22 protein-coding genes and 3 riboswitches are annotated in these 23070 nt (G+C 72.5%); of the genes, 18 read left to right on the forward strand and 4 right to left on the reverse strand.

Annotated elements, in window-relative coordinates; genetic code table 11:
* Together nadA and ACYVGN_RS00720 are read right to left on the reverse strand one after the other, a co-directional pair.
* Nucleotides 1-1344 (reverse strand): quinolinate synthase NadA, encoded by a 1344-nt coding sequence (nadA, locus tag ACYVGN_RS00715; RefSeq protein ID WP_460788125.1) that lies wholly within the window; start codon nt 1342-1344, stop codon nt 1-3.
* Between the two features lie 343 nt (nt 1345-1687).
* Nucleotides 1688-2320, reverse strand: a complete 633-nt coding sequence (locus ACYVGN_RS00720; RefSeq protein ID WP_460788323.1) for an NUDIX hydrolase — start codon at nt 2318-2320, stop codon at nt 1688-1690.
* Nucleotides 2321-2452: 132 nt separating this feature from the next.
* Nucleotides 2453-2549: riboswitch (TPP riboswitch) on the forward strand.
* Between ACYVGN_RS00720 and thiM the strand changes: the two genes are divergently transcribed.
* The 7 genes from thiM (at nt 2541) to ACYVGN_RS00755 (ending at nt 10939) form a co-directional block, all read left to right on the forward strand.
* On the forward strand, nt 2541-3368 hold the full coding sequence (thiM, locus tag ACYVGN_RS00725) for a hydroxyethylthiazole kinase (RefSeq protein ID WP_460788127.1): 828 nt from the start codon (nt 2541-2543) through the stop codon (nt 3366-3368). (Overlaps the previous riboswitch by 9 nt.)
* Nucleotides 3365-4039, forward strand: coding sequence for a thiamine phosphate synthase (thiE, locus tag ACYVGN_RS00730; RefSeq protein ID WP_460788128.1), 675 nt, complete (start codon nt 3365-3367; stop codon nt 4037-4039). The genes thiM and thiE overlap by 4 nt, the downstream gene beginning before the upstream one ends.
* Entirely contained in the window at nt 4039-5550 is a 1512-nt protein-coding gene (gene thiD / locus ACYVGN_RS00735; RefSeq protein ID WP_460788130.1) for a bifunctional hydroxymethylpyrimidine kinase/phosphomethylpyrimidine kinase, read from the forward strand. The genes thiE and thiD overlap by 1 nt, the downstream gene beginning before the upstream one ends.
* Nucleotides 5551-5599: 49 nt before the next feature.
* Nucleotides 5600-5715: riboswitch (glycine riboswitch) on the forward strand.
* A riboswitch (glycine riboswitch) is annotated at nt 5716-5822 on the forward strand.
* A gap of 53 nt (nt 5823-5875) precedes the next feature.
* On the forward strand, nt 5876-7006 hold the full coding sequence (gene gcvT / locus ACYVGN_RS00740; protein WP_460788131.1) for a glycine cleavage system aminomethyltransferase GcvT: 1131 nt from the start codon (nt 5876-5878) through the stop codon (nt 7004-7006).
* The gene (gcvH, locus tag ACYVGN_RS00745; protein WP_460788133.1) at nt 7003-7380 is read left to right on the forward strand and encodes a glycine cleavage system protein GcvH; all 378 of its coding nucleotides are present in this window, start codon (nt 7003-7005) and stop codon (nt 7378-7380) included. The genes gcvT and gcvH overlap by 4 nt, the downstream gene beginning before the upstream one ends.
* 56 nt (nt 7381-7436) lie before the next feature.
* Nucleotides 7437-10247 (forward strand): aminomethyl-transferring glycine dehydrogenase, encoded by a 2811-nt coding sequence (gene gcvP, locus ACYVGN_RS00750; RefSeq protein ID WP_460788324.1) that lies wholly within the window; start codon nt 7437-7439, stop codon nt 10245-10247.
* A gap of 107 nt (nt 10248-10354) precedes the next feature.
* Nucleotides 10355-10939, forward strand: coding sequence for a GNAT family N-acetyltransferase (locus tag ACYVGN_RS00755; RefSeq protein WP_460788134.1), 585 nt, complete (start codon nt 10355-10357; stop codon nt 10937-10939).
* Nucleotides 10940-10948: 9 nt separating this feature from the next.
* On the opposite strand, the gene ACYVGN_RS00760 is transcribed toward ACYVGN_RS00755, so the two are convergent.
* Together ACYVGN_RS00760 and ACYVGN_RS00765 are read right to left on the reverse strand one after the other, a co-directional pair.
* Complete coding sequence (locus ACYVGN_RS00760) at nt 10949-11527, reverse strand: hypothetical protein (RefSeq protein ID WP_460788136.1); 579 nt, start codon at nt 11525-11527, stop codon at nt 10949-10951.
* A gap of 135 nt (nt 11528-11662) precedes the next feature.
* A complete protein-coding gene (locus ACYVGN_RS00765) occupies nt 11663-12448 on the reverse strand; it encodes a CPBP family intramembrane glutamic endopeptidase (RefSeq protein ID WP_460788138.1) in 786 nt (261 codons plus the stop codon).
* A 210-nt stretch (nt 12449-12658) separates the two neighbouring features.
* Between ACYVGN_RS00765 and ACYVGN_RS00770 the strand changes: the two genes are divergently transcribed.
* The 11 genes from ACYVGN_RS00770 (at nt 12659) to fdxA (ending at nt 23062) form a co-directional block, all read left to right on the forward strand.
* Nucleotides 12659-14287 carry a peptide ABC transporter substrate-binding protein gene (locus tag ACYVGN_RS00770; protein ID WP_055989744.1) on the forward strand — a complete coding sequence of 543 codons (1629 nt, stop codon included), beginning with the start codon at nt 12659-12661 and terminating at the stop codon, nt 14285-14287.
* Between the two features lie 205 nt (nt 14288-14492).
* A complete protein-coding gene (locus ACYVGN_RS00775) occupies nt 14493-15422 on the forward strand; it encodes an ABC transporter permease (RefSeq protein ID WP_460788140.1) in 930 nt (309 codons plus the stop codon).
* Nucleotides 15412-16353, forward strand: coding sequence for an ABC transporter permease (locus ACYVGN_RS00780; RefSeq protein WP_055989737.1), 942 nt, complete (start codon nt 15412-15414; stop codon nt 16351-16353). Before ACYVGN_RS00775 ends, ACYVGN_RS00780 begins: the two co-directional genes overlap by 11 nt.
* On the forward strand, nt 16350-18074 hold the full coding sequence (locus ACYVGN_RS00785; RefSeq protein WP_460788142.1) for an ABC transporter ATP-binding protein: 1725 nt from the start codon (nt 16350-16352) through the stop codon (nt 18072-18074). Before ACYVGN_RS00780 ends, ACYVGN_RS00785 begins: the two co-directional genes overlap by 4 nt.
* A 2-nt stretch (nt 18075-18076) precedes the next feature.
* A complete protein-coding gene (locus tag ACYVGN_RS00790) occupies nt 18077-18652 on the forward strand; it encodes a PH domain-containing protein (RefSeq protein WP_460788144.1) in 576 nt (191 codons plus the stop codon).
* Between the two features lie 96 nt (nt 18653-18748).
* Entirely contained in the window at nt 18749-20653 is a 1905-nt protein-coding gene (gene typA, locus ACYVGN_RS00795; RefSeq protein WP_460788146.1) for a translational GTPase TypA, read from the forward strand.
* Between the two features lie 15 nt (nt 20654-20668).
* Nucleotides 20669-21151: an NUDIX hydrolase gene (locus tag ACYVGN_RS00800; protein WP_460788148.1), complete on the forward strand. Its 483-nt coding sequence runs from the start codon at nt 20669-20671 to the stop codon at nt 21149-21151.
* 33 nt (nt 21152-21184) lie between these two features.
* Entirely contained in the window at nt 21185-21919 is a 735-nt protein-coding gene (locus ACYVGN_RS00805) for an AzlC family ABC transporter permease (RefSeq protein WP_460788149.1), read from the forward strand.
* Complete coding sequence (locus ACYVGN_RS00810) at nt 21916-22230, forward strand: AzlD domain-containing protein (protein WP_055989722.1); 315 nt, start codon at nt 21916-21918, stop codon at nt 22228-22230. Before ACYVGN_RS00805 ends, ACYVGN_RS00810 begins: the two co-directional genes overlap by 4 nt.
* Before the next feature lie 40 nt (nt 22231-22270).
* Nucleotides 22271-22726, forward strand: a complete 456-nt coding sequence (locus ACYVGN_RS00815; RefSeq protein ID WP_460788151.1) for a histidinol dehydrogenase — start codon at nt 22271-22273, stop codon at nt 22724-22726.
* Between the two features lie 9 nt (nt 22727-22735).
* Nucleotides 22736-23062, forward strand: coding sequence for a ferredoxin (gene fdxA, locus ACYVGN_RS00820; protein ID WP_230667523.1), 327 nt, complete (start codon nt 22736-22738; stop codon nt 23060-23062).
* Nucleotides 23063-23070: the final 8 nt, after the last annotated feature.

The raw sequence follows: 23070 nt of genomic DNA on the forward strand, positions 1-23070 counted from the left end.
TCAGGCCGTCCGGGCGGGCGTCGCTGACGCGGGCTTCGCGGCGAGCATCCGCTCCAGCGCGACCCGCGCGGGCGCCGCGACCTCGTCCGCCACCGTGATCCGGTTCACGACGCGGCCGGCCACGAGCTCCTCGAGCGTCCACGCGAGATAGCCCGGGTGGATCCGGTACATCGTGGAGCAGGGGCACACCACGGGGTCGAGGCAGAGGATCGTGTGCTGCGGGTGCTGCGCCGCGAGGCGCTGGACCAGGTTGATCTCGGTGCCGATCGCGAACGTCGTGGGCGCGGTCGCGCTCTCGATCGCGCGCCGGATGACGTCGGTCGAGCCGGCCTCGTCGGCCGCGTCGACGACGGGCATCGGGCACTCGGGGTGCACGATGACGCGCACGCCGGGGTGCTCGGCGCGCGCCCTGTCGATCTGGTCGACAGTGAACCGCCGGTGCACCGAGCAGAAGCCGTGCCACAGGATCACGCGCGCATCGCGCAGGTCCTGCTCGGACGAGCCGCCGAGCGGGCGATGGGGGTTCCACATGGGCATCTGCTCGAGCGGCACGCCCATGGCCTTGGCGGTGTTGCGCCCCAGGTGCTGGTCGGGGAAGAACAGCACGCGGCGCCCGCGCGCGAACGCCCACTCCAGCACGGTGCGCGCGTTGGACGATGTGCAGACGATGCCGCCGTGGCGGCCCACGAAGCCCTTGATCGCCGCCGAGGAGTTCATGTAGGTGACCGGGATCACCGGCAGGAGGCCGTCGGCGTCGGGCTCGTCCAGCGCGCCGTAGACGTCCTCGAGCTGCTCCCAGCACTCCTCGACCTGGTCGATGTCGGCCATGTCCGCCATCGAGCAGCCCGCCGCGAGGTTGGGCAGGATGACCGCCTGGTCGGGGCCCGACAGCAGGTCGGCGGTCTCGGCCATGAAATGCACGCCGCAGAACACGATCGCCTCGGCCTCGGGGTGGGCCTTGGCGGCGTTCGCGAGCTGGAACGAGTCGCCCACGTAGTCGGCGTGCCGAACGACCTCGTCGCGCTGGTAGAAGTGGCCGAGCACCACGACGCGGTCGCCGAGGGTCTCCTTGGCCGCGCGGATGCGCGCGTGCAGCTCGTCCTCGGACGCCTCGCGATACGCGGCGGGCAGCTCGCCCTGGCGCGGCGACCCGGTGGGGATCACGTCGCCCATCGAGGCGCCGGGGCCGTAGCCGGGGACCGTGTCGAAGGTCCAGGGCGTGGCCGCGAGGTCCGTCGAGCACGTGCTGCCCGCGGCGGTGCCGGCCACGATCGCCTGGATGCCGTGGTCCACGGACGCATCGACGGCGGGGCGCGGCGCGAGGGTCAGGGGAGAGGCGGCCATGTGAGCCCTCGCCTTCTGGTCGAAACGACACTTACTGTCGCGCCCAGATTAAGTCACATTGACCAGAACCGCAATTTCGATCACTTTCCGCTCACGCCCCGGCGTGGAGCCGCGGCTTCGACTCGCTTCGCTCGCACGGCGGTCGATGGCCAACCCGTGGTCGTTGAGCGGAGGCGCGCCAGCGCCGAAGTCGAAACGTGGCCGGATCGTCCCGGCCGGCTGGGGAGGTTCGGCGTCGTTTCGACTCCTCGCTGGCGCTCGTCGCTCAACGACCGGGGGTGAGGGTCGGCAGCAACTCCCTGCATCTACGGTCGTGCGAGCAAAGCGAGCGTGCGAGGCGCTTCTAGAAAGACTCAGCTTCCGCGTTGTAGCGGTAGAGGCGGGCGGGGCGGTGCTTGCCGGTGCGGAAGGACTCGGTGGGCACGAGCGCCTCGGAGCCCTCGAGCAGGCGGCGGAAGTTGGAGGGGTCGAGCCGGCGGCCGAGCACGGACTCGTACACCTCGCGCAGCTCTGTGAGCGTGAACTCGTCGGGCAGCAGGCCCGCCGCGATGCGGCTGTAGCCCACCTTGTTCCGCAGGCGCCACAGCGCGTACTCGGCGATCCGGTTGTGGTCGAACGCGAGCGCCGGCAGGTCGTCGACGTCGAACCACTCGACGTTCTCGGGCGCGCCGACGACCGAGCGCTGCGCGTCCACGAGGTCGGAGCGCAGCAGCGCCCAGTACACGACCGAGACGACCCGCGTCGGGGAGCGGTCGACGTCGCCGAACGTGTACAGCTGCTCCAGGTAGCTGGGCGTGAGCGCGGTGGTCTCGGCGAGCGTGCGCGACGCGGCCTCGCCGAGGCCCTCGGCCACGTCCAGCCAGCCGCCGGGCAGCGCCCACATGCCCTCGAACGGGTCGCGCGTGCGTCGCACCAGGGGGATCATCAGCCGATCCGAGTCGGGATCGGGGCGGAGCGAGAAGATCACGGTCGACACGGCCACCCGGATCTCGTCGCCCGAGGCGGTCGCGCCCCGCTCCTGATCCTGCGCATCCGGCGTCCTGCTCACCCCTCGAGCCTATGCGGTCGAGGTCGCCCGCCCGGGAGGCGCAACCCGGATAGGATCGCTCGCAGTGGCACGGGGTGTCCCCACCGGGGGACTGAGATCACACCCGTATCGACCTGATCTCGTTAGTACGAGCGGAGGGATGTCGCTGATGAGTGACGTGTATCTGTCGTCCGGTCCGGATGCGGGAGCCGTGCTGGCACGGCTGCGCGAGGACGCACCGCTGGTGCAGTGCATCACCAACTCCGTGGTGGTGAACTTCACCGCCAACGCGCTGCTGGCCGCGGGGGCGTCGCCGGTCATGGCGGACGTCCCGGGCGAGGCGCGCGAGTGCGCGCGCGTCGCGTCGGCGCTGCTGGTGAACCTGGGCACGCCGCGCGCCGAGCAGCGCGAGGCCATGCGCGAGGCGGTCGCGGCCGCCGGAGCCGCGGGCACGCCGTGGGTGCTCGACCCCGTCGGCGTGGGCGCGCTGTCCCTGCGCACGGACTTCGCGCGCGAGCTGCTCGCCGACGGCCCGGCGGTCATCCGCGGGAACGCGTCCGAGATCCTCGCGCTCGCCGGCGCGGGCGGACGCGGCCGCGGCGTCGACGCCGCCGACGACGTCGAGCAGACGGCGGGAATCGCGCGCGAGCTGGCGCGGAGCACCGGCGCGGTCGTCGCCGTGTCCGGACCCGTGGACCTGATCGCGGACGGCGGCCGGGTCGTCCGGGTCCACGGCGGCGATCCGCTCCTCACCCGGGTCACGGGCGCCGGATGCGCGCTCGGCGCGATCGTGGGCGCGGCCGTCGCGGCCGCCGGCGGCGACGCCTTCGCGGGGGCGGTCGCCGCGCACGTGCTCTACGCGGAGGCCGCGGAGCGCGCGGCCGCCGTCGCGCCGGCCCCGGGCGGCTTCGCGGTCGCGCTGCTGGATGCGCTGGCCACGGTCGAGCCCGCCGCCCTCGCGGGCCGCGAGCCGCTCCTCGCCGGAGCCGGAGCGTGAGCCGCGCGCTCGACCTGTGCACGTACGTCGTCGCCGACGTCGCCACGATCCTCTCCCGAGCCGGGCGCGATCTGGCGGCCGTCGCGGACGTCGTGCGCCGGGCGGTCGACGGCGGCGCGACGATCGTGCAGGTGCGCGGCAAGGAGCTCGGGGGAGCGGAGCTGCTCGACGTCGTCGAGCGCTCCGCCGAGGCGGTGGCCGGGCGCGCCGCGCTCGTGGTGGACGACCGGGTGGATGTCGTGCTCGCCGCGCGGGCGGCTGGCGCCCGGGTCGACGGCGTGCACGTGGGCCAGAGCGATCTGCCCGTCGACCGCGTGCGCGCGCTGCTCGGCGAGGGCGCGATCGTGGGCCTGAGCGCGAGCCGCCCGCATGAGCTCGCGGCGCTGCGCGCGCTCCCCGCCGGCACGGCCGACTACCTCGGCGTCGGTGCGATCCGCGCGACGCCGACCAAGCCCGACCACCCCGAGCCGCTGGGCTGGCGCGGGTTCGCCGAGTTCGCGGCGCTCGCGGGCCTGCCCTGTGTGGCGATCGGCGGCGTCGGGCACGGCGACGCCGCTGAGGCGCGGCGCGCCGGGGCGGCCGGGCTGGCCGTCGTGCGCGCCGTGTGCGCCGCCGAGGACCCCGCCCACGCCGCGCGGTCGCTGCGGAACGAGTGGGCGGAGGTCGCCTGATGCGCGGGCGCGAGGCGTCGACCCGCATCCCGAACGTGCTCTCGATCGCGGGCTCCGATCCCTCGGGCGGGGCGGGCGTGCAGGCGGATCTGAAGTCCATCCTGGCGAGCGGAGGCTACGGCATGGCCGCTCTCACCGCCCTGACGGCGCAGAGCACGCGCGCCGTCAGCGGCGTGCACGTCCCGCCGCCGGGGTTCGTGCGCGACCAGCTCGACGCGGTGGCGTCCGACATCCGGATCGACGCGGTCAAGACGGGGATGATCGGCGGCGCCGCGGTGATCGCCGAGGTGGTCGGGTGGCTCGACGCGCTCGCCGAGCGGCCCGCCGTGGTCGTCGACCCCGTCATGATCGCCACGAGCGGCGACCGCCTGATCGACGACGACGCGGAGCACGCGCTCCACGACCTCATCGCCCGGGCCGACGTCGTGACGCCGAACCTTCCCGAGCTGGCCGTGCTGGTCGGCGAGGACGTGGCGGGCGACTGGCCCGCCGCGCTGCGCCAGGCCCGCGCGCTGGCGGAGCGGCACGGCGTTCTGGTCCTCGCCAAGGGCGGGCACCTGCCGGGACCCGCCTGCCCCGACGCGCTCGTGTCCGCCGACGGCGTGCTCGCGGAGTTCGCCGGCCGGCGCATCGAGACGCGCAGCACGCACGGCACGGGCTGCTCGCTGTCGTCCGCGCTCGCGACGCTGTTCGCCCGCCACGGCGACTGGGTCGTGGCGACCGGGCTGGCGCGCGAGTGGCTGCGCGGAGCGATCGCCGCCGCCGAGGCGCTGGACGTCGGCGGCGGGAACGGACCGCTGCAGCACGCGCACGCGCTCTGGCGCGGCGACGGCGTCCCGCGAGCGGCCACCGAGCGGTGGTGGCGCGATGCGGCGCCCGTCCGCGCGGCCATCGACGCCGGCTCGTTCGTGCGCGGCATGACCGACGGATCGCTCGACCGCGAGGTCTTCGAGCACTACCTCGCGCAGGACGCGCTGTACCTGCGCGCGTACTCGGCCGTGCTCGCGCGCGCCGCGATGCTGGCCGGCGACGAGGACGAGCGCGCGTTCTGGGCGGCGTCCTCGGCCACGTGCATCGAGGTCGAGCTCGAGCTGCACCGCTCGCGGGTGGGGGAGCCCGCCGTCGCCCCGTCCGCCGAGACCGCGGCGTACCTCGCGCACCTCGACGCGGCCGCCGCGGCCGGCGACTACGGGGTGCTCGTCGCCGCCGTGCTGCCGTGCTTCTGGATCTACGAGGACGTCGGGCGGCGGCTCGCGACGGCGGCCCATCCGGATCATCCGTATGCCGACTGGCTCGGGACCTACGGCGACCCCGCGTTCGCCGAGGCGACGCGCCGGGCGATCCGGATCGCCGACCGCGCGGCCACGCGCGCCGACCCCGACGCGCTGGGGCGGATGCGCGAGGCGTTCCTCGCGTCGTGCGCGCACGAGCGGGCGTTCTTCGAGCAGCGCCCCGCGCGCCACGCGGACGCCGGGGCGCCTCGTCCGGACGGGGCGCACGCGGTAGTCTGAGCCCGACACCGCGCGCTTCCCACGGCGCGGCACAACTGAAGACGGCCCCATGACCCGCGCGGGAGAGTCGCCGGGCGCCGGGATCCTCGGATCCGGGCGCGACCGCGACACCGAAGGAGCAAGCCTCCCCGCCAATCTCTCAGGTGCACGTACCGCGTGGATCGGGCCACTCTGAAAAGCGGAGCCCACGCTCCCGCCGACGGTGAAAGACGGGATGCCGCCCTCGCGGCGCCTCCCGCCGAAACTCTCAGGTCCATGACAGAGGGGGAGTTCTCCCGGTTCTCATCCGAGACCCGGGGATGACGCCAGGTCGTCAGGAGAACTCATGGATCAGCCCACGGACGCCGGGATCCCGGCCGAGGAGCCGCGCGACACGCCCCTGCGCGGCGAGCACGAGGCGCTCGGCGCCTCCTTCACCGACTTCGGCGGCTGGCTGATGCCCGTCCGCTACACGTCGGACCTCGCGGAGCACCACGCGGTGCGCCAGGCCGCCGGCCTGTTCGACATCTCGCACATGGGCGAGATCCTCGTCGAGGGCGGCGGGGCCGGCGCGTTCCTCGATCACGCGCTCGCCGGCGCCATCTCGGCCGTCCCGGTCGGTCGCGCCAAGTACACGATGATCCTCGCCGAGGACGGCGGCATCGTGGACGACCTGATCGTGTACCGGCTGCAGGACGACGAGTTCCTCGTGATCGCGAACGCGGGCAACCGCGAGGTCGTGGCGCGCGAGCTCACCGACCGGGTCGCAGGCTTCGACGCGACGGTCGAGGACCAGAGCGACGACTACGCGCTCATCGCGCTGCAGGGCCCGACGGCCGAACGGATCCTCGCCGAGACGGCGGGCGTGGTCGAGCTCTCGCTCCCGCTGCCCGAGATCCGGAACTACGCGTGGGGATCCGTGCTCTTCGGAGGCGAGCCGCTGCTGATCGCCCGCACCGGCTACACGGGCGAGGATGGCTTCGAGCTGCTCGTGCCGGTCGCGCGCGCGGCCGAGCTGTGGCGCGCGCTGCTCGCGGCCGGGGAGCCGCACGGGCTCGTGCCGGCCGGCCTGGCGGCGCGCGACACGCTGCGCCTCGAGGCGGGCATGCCGCTCTACGGCCACGAGCTGTCCCGCGACATCGTGCCCGCGCAGGCCGGGCTCGGCCGCGTCATCCCCGCCGGCAAGACCGGCTTCGTGGGGGAGGCCGCGACCGAGTCGCGCCCGGATGCGCCCGTCCTGATCGGGCTGACGGCCGAGGGGCGCCGCGCGGGCCGCGCCGGCTACGGCGTGTTCCGCGGCGACGACCTCGTGGGCGAGGTCACCAGCGGGGCGCTCAGTCCGACGCTCGGCCATCCCATCGCCATGGCGTTCGTGCGGCCGGACGCCGCCGACGCAGCCGATCTGACCATCGACGTCCGCGGCACGCGCATCCCCGCGACCGTGACCGCCCTGCCCTTCTACCGGAGGAACTCATGACCGATCTCACCGCCCTCAAGTACACCGCCGAGCACGAGTGGGTCGCCCTCGAGGGGGACCTCGCGACCATCGGCGTCACGGACTTCGCCGCCGACCAGCTCGGCGACGTCGTCTACGTCGACCTGCCCGCGGTCGGCCAGACCGTGACCGCCGGCCAGGTATTCGGCGAGATCGAGTCGACCAAGTCGGTGTCGGAGCTCTACGCGCCCGTCGACGGGGAGGTCGTCGAGGTCAACGCGGACGTCGACGCCGACCCGGCGCAGGTCAACGCGGACGCCTTCGCCGCGTGGCTGATCCGCGTGCGGGTGACCGGCGAGCCGTCCGGGCTGCTCGACCGGGACGCCTACGTCGCGCTCACCGGCGGCGACGCGTGAGCTCCACCGAGTACGCCGCGCGGCACATCGGCACGTCCGCGCGCGATCACGAGGAGATGGCCGCGGCCGTCGGCATCGCGCCGGACGGCCGCCGGCCGCTCGCCCGGTTCATGGACGCCGCGGTCCCCGCCGTGATCCGGACCGGTGCGCCGAAGGGCGCGGGCCTGCTTCCGCGCGAGGGCGTCTCGGAGGCCGAGGCGCTCGCCGAGCTGCGCGCCCTGGCCGGCCGCAACCGCGTGCGCACGCCCATGATCGGCCTGGGCTACAGCGACACGCTGACGCCGTCGGTCATCCAGCGGAACGTGCTCGAGAACCCGTCCTGGTACACGGCCTACACGCCCTACCAGCCCGAGATCTCGCAGGGCCGCCTGGAGGCGCTCCTCAACTTCCAGACCATGGTGGGCGACCTGACCGGCCTGCCGATCGCGAACGCGTCCATGCTCGACGAGTCCACGGCCGTGGTCGAGGGCATGCTCGTCGCGCGCCGTGCCGTCAAGGGCGGCGGCGACGTGTTCGCGGTCGACGCCGACGCTCTGCCGCAGACGAAGGCGATGCTGCGCCTGCGGGCCGGCGTGCTCGGGGTGGAGATCGTCGAGCTCGACCTCGCGGGCGGCGCGGCCCTTCCGGAGGGCGCGTTCGGCGCGCTCATCCAGTACCCGGGCGCCTCCGGCCGCATCTGGGATCCGTCCGGTGTGATCGACGCCGTGCACGTCGCGGGCGGCCAGGTCGTCGTGGCGGCCGACCTCATGGCGCTCACGCTGATCTCGTCCCCGGGCTCGCTGGGCGCGGACATCGTGGTGGGCTCGACGCAGCGCTTCGGCGTGCCGCTCGGCTTCGGCGGCCCGCACGCCGGGTACATGGCCGTGCGGCAGGGGCTCGAGCGGCAGCTGCCGGGCCGCCTGGTCGGCGTCTCGGTCGACGCCGAGGGCCACACGGCCTATCGCCTCGCCCTGCAGACGCGCGAGCAGCACATCCGGCGTGAGAAGGCGACGTCAAACATCTGCACGGCTCAGGTGCTGCTCGCCGTCATGGCCTCGATGTACGCGGTCTACCACGGCCCCGACGGCCTGCGCACGATCGCGACCGAGATCGCCACGAAGACCGCGCTGCTGCGCGACGCGCTCGCCGCGGCGGGCGCCGAGCCGGTGGGCGACACGTTCTTCGACACGCTGACCGTCCGGGTGCCCGGCCGCGCCGAGGCCGTGGTCGCCGACGCGCGCGAGCGCGGGGTGCTGCTGCACCTGGCCGACGCCGACACCGTCGGCATCTCGGTCGGCGAGGCCACGACCACCGACGACCTGAAGCTCGTGATCGCCGCGTTCGGCGGGACCGCGCCCGAGGAGTTCGAGGCCGCGATCGATCTGCGCGGCCTTCCGGACGTCCTGGCGCGCGAGGACGAGTACCTCACGCACCGGGTCTTCCACGCGCACCGCAGCGAGACCGCCATGATGCGGTACCTGAAGCGCCTGGCCGACAAGGACTACGCGCTCGACCGCGGCATGATCCCGCTCGGCTCGTGCACCATGAAGCTGAACGCCGCGACCGCCATGGCCGCGATAACGTGGCCGGAGTTCGGGCGCATCCATCCCTTCGCGCCCGCGGAGGACGTGCCCGGGTACCTCGAGCTGATCGGCCAGCTCGAGGGCTGGCTCGCCGACGTGACCGGATACGACCGCGTCTCGCTGCAGCCCAACGCGGGCTCGCAGGGCGAGTTGGCCGGGCTGCTCGCGATCCGCGGGTACCACGACGCGAGCGGGGACCGGCAGCGCGACGTGTGCCTCATCCCGTCGTCGGCCCACGGCACCAACGCCGCGTCGGCCGTGCTGGCCGGCATGAAGGTGGTCGTGGTCGCGACGAACGAGGGCGGCGACGTGGACCTCGCCGACCTCCGGGCGAAGATCGCGACCCACGCCGACGCGCTCGCGGCGCTCATGATCACGTACCCGTCGACGCACGGCGTGTACGAGCACGACGTGCTCGACATCACCGCGGCGGTGCACGCCGCGGGCGGCCAGGTGTACATCGACGGCGCCAACCTCAACGCGCTGGTGGGCCACGCCCGGTTCGGCGACCTGGGCGGCGACGTGTCGCACCTCAATCTGCACAAGACGTTCGCGATCCCGCACGGCGGCGGCGGGCCCGGCGTCGGCCCGGTGGCCGTCAAGGAGCACCTCGCGCCGTACCTGCCCTCGCACCCGTTCGCCCAGGGGGCGGCGGCGCGCGAGGGCATCGGACCGGTGTCGGCCGCGCCGTACGGCTCCGCCGGCATCCTGCCGATCACGTGGTCGTACATCCGGATGATGGGCCGCGACGGCCTCACGGAGGCCACGAGCGCCGCGGTGCTCGCGGCGAACTACGTCGCCGCCCGCCTCGAGGACCACTACCCGGTGCTGTACACGGGCGAGGACGGCCTGGTGGCGCACGAGTGCATCCTGGATCTGCGTCCGCTGCGCGAGCGCACGGGGATCACCGTCGACGACGTCGCCAAGCGGCTGATCGACTACGGCTTCCACGCCCCGACCATGTCGTTCCCCGTGGCGGGGACGCTCATGGTGGAGCCCACGGAGTCGGAGGACCGGGCCGAGCTCGACCGCTTCGTCGACGCCATGATCGCGATCCACGCCGAGGCCGAGCGCGTCCGGGCGGGGGAGTGGCCCGCCGGCGACAACCCCCTCGTGAACGCGCCGCACACGGCGGCCGTCGCCGTGGCGTCGGACTGGCCGCACCCGTACCCGCGCGAGGTCGCCGTGTACCCCGCGGGCGGCGACCCGACCGCCAAGTACTGGCCGCCCGTGCGCCGCGTCGACCAGGCCTACGGCGACCGCCACCTGGTGTGCGCCTGCCCGCCCATCGAGGCGTTCGCCTGATTCCGCCGCGAGACCGCAACGCCGCGCCGAGACAGCAGTGGACACCCGCTGTGTCGGCGCGGCATTGCCGTCTCAGCGCTGCGGTGCGGTTTCGGTAGGTTGAACCGGTGACCTTCGCCGACGCCCCGCTGCTGGAGAACGACCTCGTCCGGCTCGAGCCGCTGACGGCGGATCACCGCGAGGATCTCGCGGACGCCGTGGGCGACCTGCACCGGACCTGGTACACGCGCATCCCGACGCCCGACGGCATGGCCGACGAGATCGACCGCCGCCTGGCGCTGCACCGCGAGGGCCGGATCGCCGCGTGGGCGATCGTGGATGCGCGTGCCGGCCGCGCGGTCGGCATGACGACCTTCCTCAACCTGGACGAGCAGAACCGGCGCCTGGAGATCGGGTCGACCTGGCTCGGCCGCGCGGCCCACGGCACGGGCGTGAACCCCGCGGCCAAGCTCCTGCTGCTCGAGCGGGCGTTCGAGGCGCTCGGCTGCATCGCGGTCGAGCTGCGCACGCACTGGCACAACCACCAGTCCCGCGCGGCGATCGCCCGGCTGGGCGCCAAGCAGGACGGCGTGCTCCGCAACCACTCGATGACCGAGGACGGCGTCATCCGCGACACCGTGGTCTTCTCGATCCTGGACACCGAGTGGCCCGCGGTGCGCGCGGGACTCCAGCACCGGATCGCCGGTCGCTGAGCGCGCCCGTCAGGCGGCGAGCCGGTCGGACTCCGCGGCCTGCGCCACCGTGAGCGGCCTCTCGTCGCCCGTGCGCCGTGCGACCGCCTGCGCCGCGTCGAGCAGCTCGGCCCTCGTGCACAGGGGCGGCTCGTCGAACCGCGTTCCCGGTGCGGGGTGGATGGCGGCGCGCACGAGGGCGAGCGCATCCTCGTAGTCGAGGACGTCGGCCATGTCGAGCACCGTCTGCACGGGCGAGGTGGCGCGGAGCCCGAACCGCTCGGCGATCTCCGGGGCGCCGTCGTGCGACGCGGCCGGATGCACGATCAGCCCCTCGGCGGGCTCGCCGCCGAGCACGTGTACGTCGGCGATCTCGTCCCCGGGCAGCGGCAGGCGGTACAGCGCCGCGGCCGAGTGGAAGGCGAACACCGCGTCCGGCGTCGTGAGAGCCACCGCGTAGATCCGGGCGAGCGTGCGGTCGGCCCCCGACAGGGACCGCCACCGGCGGGCCGGCAGGTACACGCCGGGCCGGACGGCGACGACGTCGTCGCGTTCGACCGCGTGCTCGAGCCGGGTGAGCCAGCCGTTCTGGCGGGCTTCTTCGGCCACCAGGAGTCCGAACGCGTGTCCGGAACGACGTGCGAGCGAGAACATGAGGCAAGGATCCCGCTCCCGGGCCCTCCGCGCGCGCGACACGCGGGGATCTCGGCGCCCTGTGTCCGGATCGTGCCCTGGGGACGAGCGTCAGAACAGGTCGGGCAGGAGGGCGGCCGCGAGCGGGTACCCCACGAACGCGATCGCGTCGATGACGGTGTGCGCCACGACCAGCGGCATCAGGCGTCCCCAGCGGCGGTAGCACCAGCCGAACACCAGCCCCATCACCACGTTGCCCGCGATCGCGCCGAAGCCCTGGTAGGCGTGATAGACCCCGCGCAGGAGCGACGCCGCCACGATGATCCGCCAGGGGCCCCAGCCGAGCCGCGAGAGGCGGTCGCCGAGATAGCCGACGACGATCACCTCCTCGATCAGCCCGGCGCGCAGCGCGGAGAGCAGCAGCAGCGGCACCGTCCACCAGTCGAGCCCGCCGGGGGAGGCCTCGACCGCGACGGTCACGCCCGCCAGCCGTCCGGCCACGTACAGCGCGATGCCGGGGATGCCGATCGCGGCGACCAGCGCCACGCCGCGGCCCAGGTCCAGGCCGAACCGGGTGAAGTCGAGACCGAGCCTCCGGAGGGCGCCGCGACCCGGCTCCCACAGCAGGAACACCACGAGCACCACGAGCATGAGGTCGAACCCCACGTCGAGCACCCGGTACAGGATGTCCCACAGCACCGCGGCGTCGAGCGGGGTGTTGAGCTGGGCCGACTGCTGGGACAGGGGGCGGGGATCCAGCAGACGGCGCACGAGCGCCAGCACGGCGTAGAGCGCGGACTGGCCCACCGTGAGCGCGAGCACGATCGCGACCTCGGCCTTCAGGCGCGCGCGGGCCTGCGGCGGGGCGATTCCGGGGAAGGGATCGGTCGGCTGCACTCGGCTACCTTGCCACGACGATCGATCGGTCATCTGGTCGAAACTTCGCTGAAATCGACAGATTGCCCAATCGACGGCGAGCCGGGTAAAGGCTATGTAACGGTTCTGCTCAAACTTTGGGACAGACCGATGTGAGGCTTAGAGTCATCGCATCGCCCGCCGGTCAACCATGCCCGGCGGGGACACCCAACCTTCCCCAGGAGGAACCCTGTGAAGCGCAACAAGATCGCCCTCGCGGGCCTCGCGCTGCTGGGTAGCGGCAGCTTCGTGCTCGCCGGCTGCGCCGGCGGCGGCGGCGAGACCGGCGGCAGCGAGACCCCGGCTGCGACCACGGCCGTCATCACGACCAACGGCTCGGAGCCCCAGTACCCGCTCATCCCGACGATGACCGGCGAGACGGGCGGCGGCAAGATCGTCGACTCGATCTACGCGGGTCTGATCACGTACGAGGCCGACGGCTCGGTCGTCAACGAGGTCGCCGAGGAGATCACCGTCGACTCGCCCACGCAGCTGACGGTCAAGCTCAAGGAGGGCACGACCTTCACGAACGGCGAAGAGGTCACTGCCGACAACTTCACCAAGGCGTGGAACCTGGGCGCCCAGGCGAGCAACGCGCACTACGCCGCGTACTTCTTCGAGGACATCGAGGGCTTCTCGTACGACGAGGACTCGGAGCTCACGGGCCTCGAGGTCGTCGACGACTACACGTTCACGATCACGCTGAACAAGCCGGCGTCGGACTTCGCGCAACGTCTCGGCTACTCGGCGTTCTACCCGCTGCCCGACGTCGCGTTCGACGACATCGAGGCGTTCGGCCAGAACCCGATCGGCAACGGCCCGTACATGCTCGACGGCGAGGACGCGTGGCAGCACGACGTCCGCATCGACCTCGTGGCGAACCCCGACTACGAGGGCCCGCGCGAGCCGATGAACGGCGGCCTGGACATCGTCTTCTACGCCTCGCAGGACGCGGCGTACTCCGATCTGCAGGCCGGCAACCTCGACGTCCTGGACGCGATCCCGGACTCGGCGTTCGAGACCTACGAGAGCGACCTCGAGGGCCGCACGGTCAACCAGGCCGCCGCGATCTTCCAGTCGTTCGTCATCCCCGAGTGGATCGAGCAGTTCTCGTCGACCACCGAGGAGGGCCAGCTGCGCCGCGCCGCGATCTCGCACGCGATCAACCGCGAAGAGGTCACCGACGTGGTCTTCCACGGCACCCGCACGCCGGCGAGCGACTTCACGTCGCCCGTGATCGACGGCTGGAGCGACTCGGTCCCCGGCAGCGAGGTCCTCGAGTACGACCCCGAGAAGGCCCAGGAGCTGTGGGCTCAGGCCGAGGAGATCGCCCCGTTCGAGGGCGAGTTCACCCTCGCGTACAACGCCGACGGCGGTCACCAGACCTGGGTCGACGCTGTCGTGAACCAGATCTCGAACACGCTGGGCATCACCGCCAAGGGCGACCCGTACCCGGACTTCGCCACGCTGCTCGACGCGCGTGACGCCGGGACGGTCGGCCCGTACCGCGCCGGATGGCAGGCCGACTACCCCGGTCTGTACAACTTCCTCGGCCCGCTCTACGCCACGGGCGCGGGCGGCAACGACGGCAAGTACTCCAACCCGGAGTTCGACCAGCTGCTCGAGGAGGGCATCAGCGCGACCGACCCGGAGGAGGCTCAGGCCAAGTTCCAGGAGGCCCAGACGGTCCTCTTCACGGACCTGCCGGCGATCCCGCTGTGGTACTCGAACGTCACCGGCGGCTGGGCCGCGGGCGTCGAGAACGTCGAGTTCGGCTGGAACTCGGTGCCGCTGTACCACCTGATCACCAAGGCCGAGTAAGTCGGTCGGGAGCTTCCGCTCTCACCCGCGAGGCGGTGACGTACGCGTCACCGCCTCGCGCCGTGTTCCGCTCGTCGATCTCACGGATTTCCCAGGAATCCGGGGAGAGGATGGGCCCCGCTGAGGGCGCCCCGGATCGGGGCCCCTTTTTCCGTGCGCGTTCCACCCGAGAGCGCACGACGAGTTCCCCGAAGGGAGGGGGAGGATGGCCACCTACATCCTCAGACGGATCATCCAGGTGATCCCGGTGTTCATCGGCGCCACCCTGCTGATCTACTTCATGGTCTTCGGCATGCCCGGCGACCCGATCGCCGCGCTGTTCGGCGACAAGCAGCCGCCGCAGGCCGTGATCGACCAGATCCGCGAGCGCTACCTGCTCGACCAGCCGTTCATCGTCCAGTACCTCAACTACCTGGCCGGCATCCTGCGCTTCGACCTCGGCACCACGTTCACGGGCCAGAGCGTCGGCGAGGTCCTCGGCCGCACGTTCCCGGTGACGCTGCGCCTGGCGGTCCTGTCGATCCTGATCGCGTTCGTGCTGTCGATCGTGATCGGCGCGACGTCGGCCATGCTCAAGGGCACCGTGTACGACCACTTCCAGCTGGTCGTCGCGCTGATCTTCATCGCCGTCCCGATCTTCGTCCTCGCGTTCATGGCGCAGTACTTCCTGGCCGTGCAGCTCGGCTGGTTCAAGCCCACGGTCGGCGGCCAGAACAACTGGGGCGACCTGTGGCTCCCGGCCCTCGTGCTCGGGTTCAGCGTCTACGCGGCCAGCATGCGGCTCACCCGGTCGTCGATGATCGAGTCGCTCGGACAGGACTGGGTGCGCACCGCGTACTCGAAGGGCCTCACGCGAGGGCGCGTGATCCCCGTCCACGTGCTGCGCAACTCGCTCATCCCGATGGTGACCGACACCGCCACCAACTTCGGCATCCTGATGGTCGGCGCGACCGTGACCGAGGGCATCTTCAACGTGCCCGGCGTCGGCAACGCGCTCTACCAGGCGATCCTGCGCCACGAGACGCCCACGGTCGTGTCCTTCGTGACCGTGTTCGTCGTGGTGTACGTGCTCGTCAACCTGCTCGTCGACCTGCTCTACGGTCTGCTCGACCCGAGGATCCGCTATGTCAAGTAACGCCACCCACTACGTCGCTCCGGTCAAGGCGGAGCAGGTCGTCGTCGACGCGGTGCGCCTCGACGAGAAGAAGAGCAACCTCTGGCTCGACGCGTGGCGCGACCTGCGACGCCGCCCGCTGTTCTGGATCTCGGTCGTGATGTGCGCGATCATCGTGGTCGTCGCGCTGTGGCCGTCCCTGTTCACGTCGGTGCCGCCCCAGGGTTCCGGGGCCTGCTTCCTGAACAAGAGCAACGCCGGCCCCGAGCCGGGTCACCCGCTGGGCTTCACCCGCCTGGGCTGCGACGTGTGGTCGCGCCTGGTGCACGGCACCAGCGTGTCGATGGCCGTCGGCCTGATGGCGACCGCGATCGGCACCCTGATCGGCGTGATCATGGGCGCCCTGGCCGCGTTCTACGGCGGTTTCCTGGACTCGCTGCTGTCGCGCGTCGGCGACATCTTCTTCACGATCCCCTACATCGTCGCCGCGATCGTCGTGATGACCGTGGTGCCGCGGGACCTGCGCAACGAGCTCGTGCTGGCGTTCGCGATCGGCGGCTTCTCGTGGGCCTCGACCGCGCGCATCATGCGCGCCGAGGTGCTCCGCGTGAAGCAGCTCGACTTCGTGATGGCGTCGGTGTCGCTCGGCCTGTCGCGCTTCAAGACCCTGGTCGTGCACGTGCTCCCGAACGCGCTCGCGCCCGTGATCGTGGTCGCGACCATCGGCCTCGGCTCGGCCATCGTGGCCGAGGCGACCCTGTCGTTCCTCGGCGTCGGCCTCGGCGGCGTCTCCTGGGGCGCCGACATCAGCCAGGCGCAGACCTCGATCCGCACCTCGCCCATGGCGCTGTTCTGGCCGTCGCTCGCGCTCACCGTCACGGTGCTGGCGTTCGTGACGCTCGGCGAGCTGCTGCGCGACGCGCTCGACCCGAAGTCGAGGGCCCAGCGATGACCGAGATCCAGAACGAGGTCGTGACGAGCCGCGCCGCGCGGCGCGAGGCGACGAAGGAGAACGCCGTGACCGAGCCGCTGTTGAAGATCCGGGGGCTGAACGTCTCGTTCGGCACCGGCAAGAAGGCCCGCGAGGTGCTGCACGGCGTCGACCTCGACGTGTACCCGGGCGAGACCGTCGCGATCGTCGGCGAGTCCGGATCCGGCAAGTCGACGACCGCCGCCGCGGTGATCGACCTGCTCCCCGGCACCGGCAAGGTGACCGGCGGGACGATCGAGCTCGACGGCGTGGACATCACGCGCGCGAGCCGCCGCGAGATGGAGTCGATCCGCGGGCGCGAGATCGGCTACGTGCCGCAGGACCCGATGTCCAACCTCAACCCGGTGTGGTCGATCGGCTTCCAGGTCGAGGAGGCCATCCGCGCGAACGGCCTGGCCTCCGGGCGCCGCGAGGTGCGCGCCCGCGCGATCGAGGTGCTCCAGAACGCGGGACTCGCGGACGCCGAGCGGCGCCTGCACCAGTTCCCGCACCAGTTCTCGGGCGGCATGCGCCAGCGCGCGCTGATCGGCATCGGCCTCGCGGCCGACCCGAAGCTGCTGATCGCCGACGAGCCGACGAGCGCGCTCGACGTGACGGTGCAGCGCGTGATCCTGGATCACCTCGCGTCGCTGACCCGGGACAAGGGCACCTCGGTGCTGTTCATCACGCACGATCTGGGCCTCGCGGCCGACCGCGCGGACCGCATCGTCGTGATGAACCAGGGCGAGATCGTCGAGGCCGGCCCGAGCCGCGTCATCCTCGAGAACCCGCAGCACCCGTACACCCAGCGGCTGGTGGCCGCGGCGCCGAGCCTGGCGTCGCAGCGCATCCAGGCCGTGGTCGAGGAGCGCGGCGTGGAGCACCTGGAGGACGTCGCCGACGCCCACCCGGTGGTCGAGGTGCGCGATCTGACGAAGGACTACCGGATCCGCAAGGGCGGGTTCCGCAGCGAGCCCTTCCGTGCGGTCGACGGCGTCTCGTTCCAGATCCCGCGCGGCAAGACGCTCGCGCTCGTGGGCGAGTCCGGATCGGGCAAGTCGACGGTCGCCAAGATGGTGCTGCAGCTCGAGACGGCCACCAGCGGTCAGATCCTGATCGACGGCAAGGACACGGCCCAGATGGGGCAGAAGGACGTCTTCCGCCTCCGCAGCCGCATGCAGCCGGTGTTCCAGGACCCGTACGGCTCGCTCGACCCGCTGCGCAGCATCGGCGCCCTGATCGCCGAGCCGCTGCGCATCCACGGCGTGGGCGACGAGAAGTCGCGCCAGGCGCGCGTGTTCGAGCTGCTCGAGCAGGTGTCGCTGCCGCGCGAGCTCGCGTGGCGCTACCCGAACGAGCTCTCGGGCGGTCAGCGCCAGCGCATCGCGATCGCGCGGGCGCTCGCGCTCAAGCCCGCGATCGTCGTGCTCGACGAGGCCGTCTCGGCGCTCGACGTGCTCGTGCAGGACCAGATCCTGAAGCTCCTCGCGGACCTGCAGGGCGAGCTGGGCCTGACGTACCTCTTCATCACGCACGACCTCGCGGTGGTCCGCGTCGCGGCCGACCTGGTGTGCGTCATGGAGAAGGGCCGCGTCGTCGAGCAGGGGACCGTCGACGAGATCTTCGCGAACCCGCAGGAGGCGTACACGCAGCGCCTGCTGGACGCGATCCCCGGCGCCTCCGTGAACCTGGCCGGCCACTGAGCGTGACCGACCGAGCCCGCGTCCTCCGCGCGCCCACGGGCCTGTTCTGGCTCGTGGGCGTCGCGGCGGTCGTGGCGCTCCTGCTGGGCGACGTGGTCGTACGGGGCAGCGTGCCGCAGGCGCTGCTCATCGCGCCGTGGCTGCTCATACCGGTCTGGTTCGTCTACGTCTTCCTGTACGCCCCGCACATCGCCGTCACCGACGACGACGTGCGGGTGCACAACATCCTGCGCACCGTGCGTCTGCCGTGGTCGACCGTCGAGGACGTCCGGATGCGCTGGCAGCTCGAGTTCGAGCTCACCGAGGCCGGCCGGGCGCACGGCGACCTCGGCGCCGCGGCGCGCCGCAAGGGCGTCGTCGAGGCCTGGGCCATCACGGCCCGCCCCGGCCGGCGCCCCTCGACCCGCACCGCCCGGGCCTCCTCCGAGGCCGACACCCTCGAGGTGCTGCGCGGACTGCGGGCCTCCGTCGGCCCTCAGCCGGGCGCGCGCATCACGCGCTCGTGGAACCTGGTGGCCCTCGGGTCCGCCGTCGCGATCGCGGCGTGGTGCGTCTCGGCCTGGCTCGCCGCCGGCTGAGCGCGCCGCCGCGCGCTCGGCGGGCCGTCAGGCCCGCACGATAAGATCTCCCCGTCCGGCTCCGGACCCGCTCACTTCTTCAGTTAAGGACCCTTCATGGCGCGCGCCCTCCGCTCCGACCTCCGCAACGTCGCGATCGTCGCGCACGTCGACCACGGCAAGACCACGCTGGTCGACGCCATGCTCCGGCAGACGGGGTCGTTCGGCGATCACGCGCACGTCGAGGAGCGCGCGATGGACTCGAACGACCTCGAGCGCGAGAAGGGCATCACGATCCTCGCCAAGAACACGGCGATCACCTACAACGGCAAGCACACCGACTCGCCCGTCACGATCAACGTGATCGACACCCCCGGCCACGCCGACTTCGGCGGCGAGGTCGAGCGCGGCCTGTCGATGGTCGACGGCGTCGTGCTGCTGGTCGACGCCTCGGAGGGCCCGCTGCCGCAGACCCGCTTCGTGCTGCGCAAGGCGCTCGAGGCGAAGCTCCCGGTCATCCTGCTCGTGAACAAGACCGACCGCCCCGACGCCCGCATCGCGGAGGTCGAGGAGGAGGCGCACGACCTGCTGCTGGGCCTCGCGGGCGACCTGCAGGACGACGTGCCCGACCTCGACGTCGACGCGCTGCTCGACGTGCCGGTCGTGTACGCCTCGGGCCGCGCGGGCGCCGCGTCGCGCACGCGCCCCGCCGACGGCTCGCTGCCCGACAACGACGACCTGGAGCCGCTGTTCGAGGCGATCCTCGAGCACGTGCCGGCCCCGTCGTACGACGACGAGGCGCCGCTGCAGGCGTGGGTGACCAACCTCGACTCGAGCTCGTTCCTGGGCCGCCTCGCGCTGCTGCGCGTCTTCAACGGCGAGCTCAAGAAGGGCCAGACCGTCGCGTGGGTCCGCCACGACGGAACGACCCAGAACGCGCGCATCACCGAGCTGCTCATGACAAAGGCGCTCGACCGCTACCCGGCGGAGAAGGCCGGTCCCGGCGACATCGCCGTGATCGCGGGCTTCGAGGACATCATGATCGGCGAGACCATCGCCGACCCCAACGATGTGCGCCCGCTGCCGCTCATCACGGTCGACGAGCCGTCGATCTCGATGACCATCGGGACCAACACCTCGCCGCTCGTGGGCAAGGTCAAGGGCCACAAGCTCACCGCGCGCATGGTGAAGGACCGTCTCGACCGCGAGCTGATCGGCAACGTGTCGATCCGCGTGGTCGACATCGGCCGCCCCGACGCGTGGGAGGTGCAGGGCCGCGGCGAGCTGCAGCTCGCGATCCTGGTCGAGAACATGCGCCGGGAGGGCTTCGAGCTCACGGTCGGCAAGCCGCAGGTCGTCACGCGCAAGGGCGAGGGCGGCCGCCTCGAGGAGCCGTACGAGCACCTCACGATCGACGTGCCGGAGGAGCACCTCGGCGCCGTGACCCAGCTCATGGCCGCGCGCAAGGGCCGCATGGACAACATGATCAACCACGGCACCGGCTGGATCCGGATGGAGTTCGTGGTGCCGTCGCGCGGCCTGATCGGCTTCCGCACCGAGTTCCTCTCGATCACGCGCGGCACGGGCATCGCGAACGCGATCTCGCACGGCTACGACGAGTGGGCGGGCCAGATCGTCGCGCGTCAGAACGGCTCGATCGTGGCCGACCGCGCCGGCGTGGCGACGCCGTTCGCGATGATCGCGCTGCAGGAGCGGATGTCGTTCTTCGTGAAGCCGGGCGACGAGGTCTACGAGGGCATGGTCGTGGGCGAGAACTCGCGCGCCGACGACATGGACGTCAACATCACGAAGGAGAAGAAGCTGACGAACATGCGCTCGTCGACGGCCGACACCTTCGAGTCCATGACGCCCCCGCGCATCCTGTCGCTCGAGGAGTCGCTCGAGTTCGCCCGCGAGGACGAGTGCGTCGAGGTCACGCCCGAGGCCGTGCGCATCCGCAAGGTCGTGCTCGACGCGACCGAGCGCGGCCGCGCCGCCTCGCGCGCCAAGAAGCTCGGCTGACCCGGGGCGCTCCGCATGCCGACGCCCGAGTTCATCCTGGCGCTGCGCGAGAAGGTCGGCACCGACATGCTGTGGCTGTCGGGCGTGACGGCCGTGGTGCTGCGCCCCGGAGCCGACGGCGTCGACGAGGTGCTGCTGGTGCGGCGCGCCGACAACGGGCGGCTCACGCCCGTGACGGGGATCGTCGACCCGGGGGAGGAGCCGGCCGTCGCGGCCGTGCGCGAGGTGCTCGAGGAGGCCGACGTGGTCGCCGAGGCCGAGGTGCTCTCGTGGGTCCGCGCGACGCCGCCCATGGTCTACGACAACGGCGACCGCGCGCAGTACCTCGACCTGGTCTTCCGCTGCCGCTACGTGACAGGCGAGCCGCACCCGGCGGACGGCGAGAACTCCGAGGCCCTCTGGCGCCGCGTGGACGACCTCGGCGACCTGGACGACGACATGCGCTCCCGGATCCTGCAGGCGGCCACGGGTAGCGAAGTGGCCCGCTTCGAGCGGTGATCCGCCCCGCCGCGCGCGGGTAGTCTCGCTCCAGTGAGCAGCACCGTCCGTCCCGCACTGAACGCCGAGGAGCGCAGCGCGTGGCGGCAGGGCGTGGCGGTGTCGGTCGCGACGGGCGCCTACGGCGTCTCCTTCGGCGCGCTGTCGGTCGCCGCCGGGCTCGACGTCTGGCAGACGTGCGTGCTGAGCCTGCTGATGTTCACGGGCGGATCGCAGTTCGCGTTCATCGGCGTGATCGCCTCGGGCGGCCTCGCGGCCGCGCCGGCCGCCATCGCGTCGGCCGTGCTGCTCGGCGCCCGGAACGTGGCGTACGCGATCCGGATGAACCCGGTCGTGGCCGTCGGCCCGGACGGCGCCGTGTCGTGGTGGCGGCGCCTCGCGGTGGCGCAGTTCACGATCGACGAGTCCGTCGCCGTCTCGCTCGCGCACATCGAGCCGCGGGCGCGGCGCATCGGGTTCTGGGTCACGGGAATCGGCATCTACCTGCTCTGGAACCTCTCGACGCTCGCCGGCGCCCTGCTGGGCGACGTGCTCGGCGACGTGCGGGCCTACGGCCTGGACGCCGCGGCGGCGGCGGCGTTCCTCGCCCTGCTGTGGTCGCGACTGCGCTCCCGGCAGGCGATCGCGGTGGGTGCGGCCGCGGCGGTCGTCGCGGCTGCGGTCACCCCGTGGCTCATGCCCGGGCTGCCCGTCCTGATCGCGGCGGTCGTGGCCGTCGTAGTGGGCTGGACCGACTGGCTCGGCCGCCGGGACGGGGCGCGCCGATGACGCTCTGGACCGCCATCCTGATCGCGGCGATCGCGTGCGTCGTCCTCAAGCTCGCGGGCTATCTGACGCCGCCCGAGTGGCTCGAGCGCGAGCGGCCCGCGCGCATCACGGACCTGCTGACGGTCGCGCTGCTCGCCGCGCTCGTGGCGGTGCAGACGGTCGGGGCGGGCATGGCGGTCACGCTCGACGCGCGCGTGCCCGCGCTGCTCGTCGCCGGGGCGCTGCTGTGGCGGCGCGCGCCGTTCATCGTGGTCGTCCTCGCGGCCGCCGTGGTCGCCGCGGTGCTCCGCGCGCTCGGCTGGGCGGCCTAGCTCAGAGCGGGGCACCGGCGGGGCCGGATACCCTGGAACGATGCGCGCATCCTGGCCCTCCCGCCTCCTGCTGGCCGTCCTGGCGGCCGTCGCGGGCGCCGTCTTCGGCGTCGCCGGCACGATCGCGCACGCCTACCTCCTCGGGCCGATCCCCGTCGGGTTCGCGCTCGCGCTGATCGGCTGCGGCGCGCTGCTGATCGGCGTGCGGCTGCTGGTCGCGGACCGCTGGGTGACGTGGATCACGGGGCTCGGCATGCTCGCGATGCTGCTCGTGTACTCGGGCCGCGGCCCGGGCGGATCCGTCGTCGTGCCGCAGCCCGCGGCGGGGGAGTTCCCGCTCGGCGTCGTGTGGTCGTACGCGCTCACGGGCGTGGTCCTCCTGGTCGGCGCCTGGCCGGACCTCTCCCGCATCCGGGCGGCGTCGGCGCCGCGGACGGACGGCGCCGCCACGGCGGGACCCGGGCGCGTCGAGGGCCCCGGCTCCCACGACGCGTAGAATCGATCCGTGACTTATGTGATCGCCCTTCCGTGTGTGGACGTCAAGGACCGCGCGTGCATCGACGAGTGCCCGGTCGACTGCATCTACGAGGGTGAGCGCAGCCTCTACATCCACCCGGACGAGTGCGTCGACTGCGGTGCGTGCGAGCCGGTGTGCCCCGTCGAGGCGATCTACTACGAGGACGACCTGCCCGACGAGTGGCAGGACTACTACAAGGCGAACGTCGAGTTCTTCGACGAGATCGGCTCGCCCGGCGGCGCCGCCAAGGTCGGCGTGATCCCCAAGGACCACCCGATCGTCGCGGCCCTGCCCCCGCAGGGCGACGCGCACTGAGCGGGCCG

This window comes from Microbacterium lacusdiani (genome assembly GCF_054779895.1).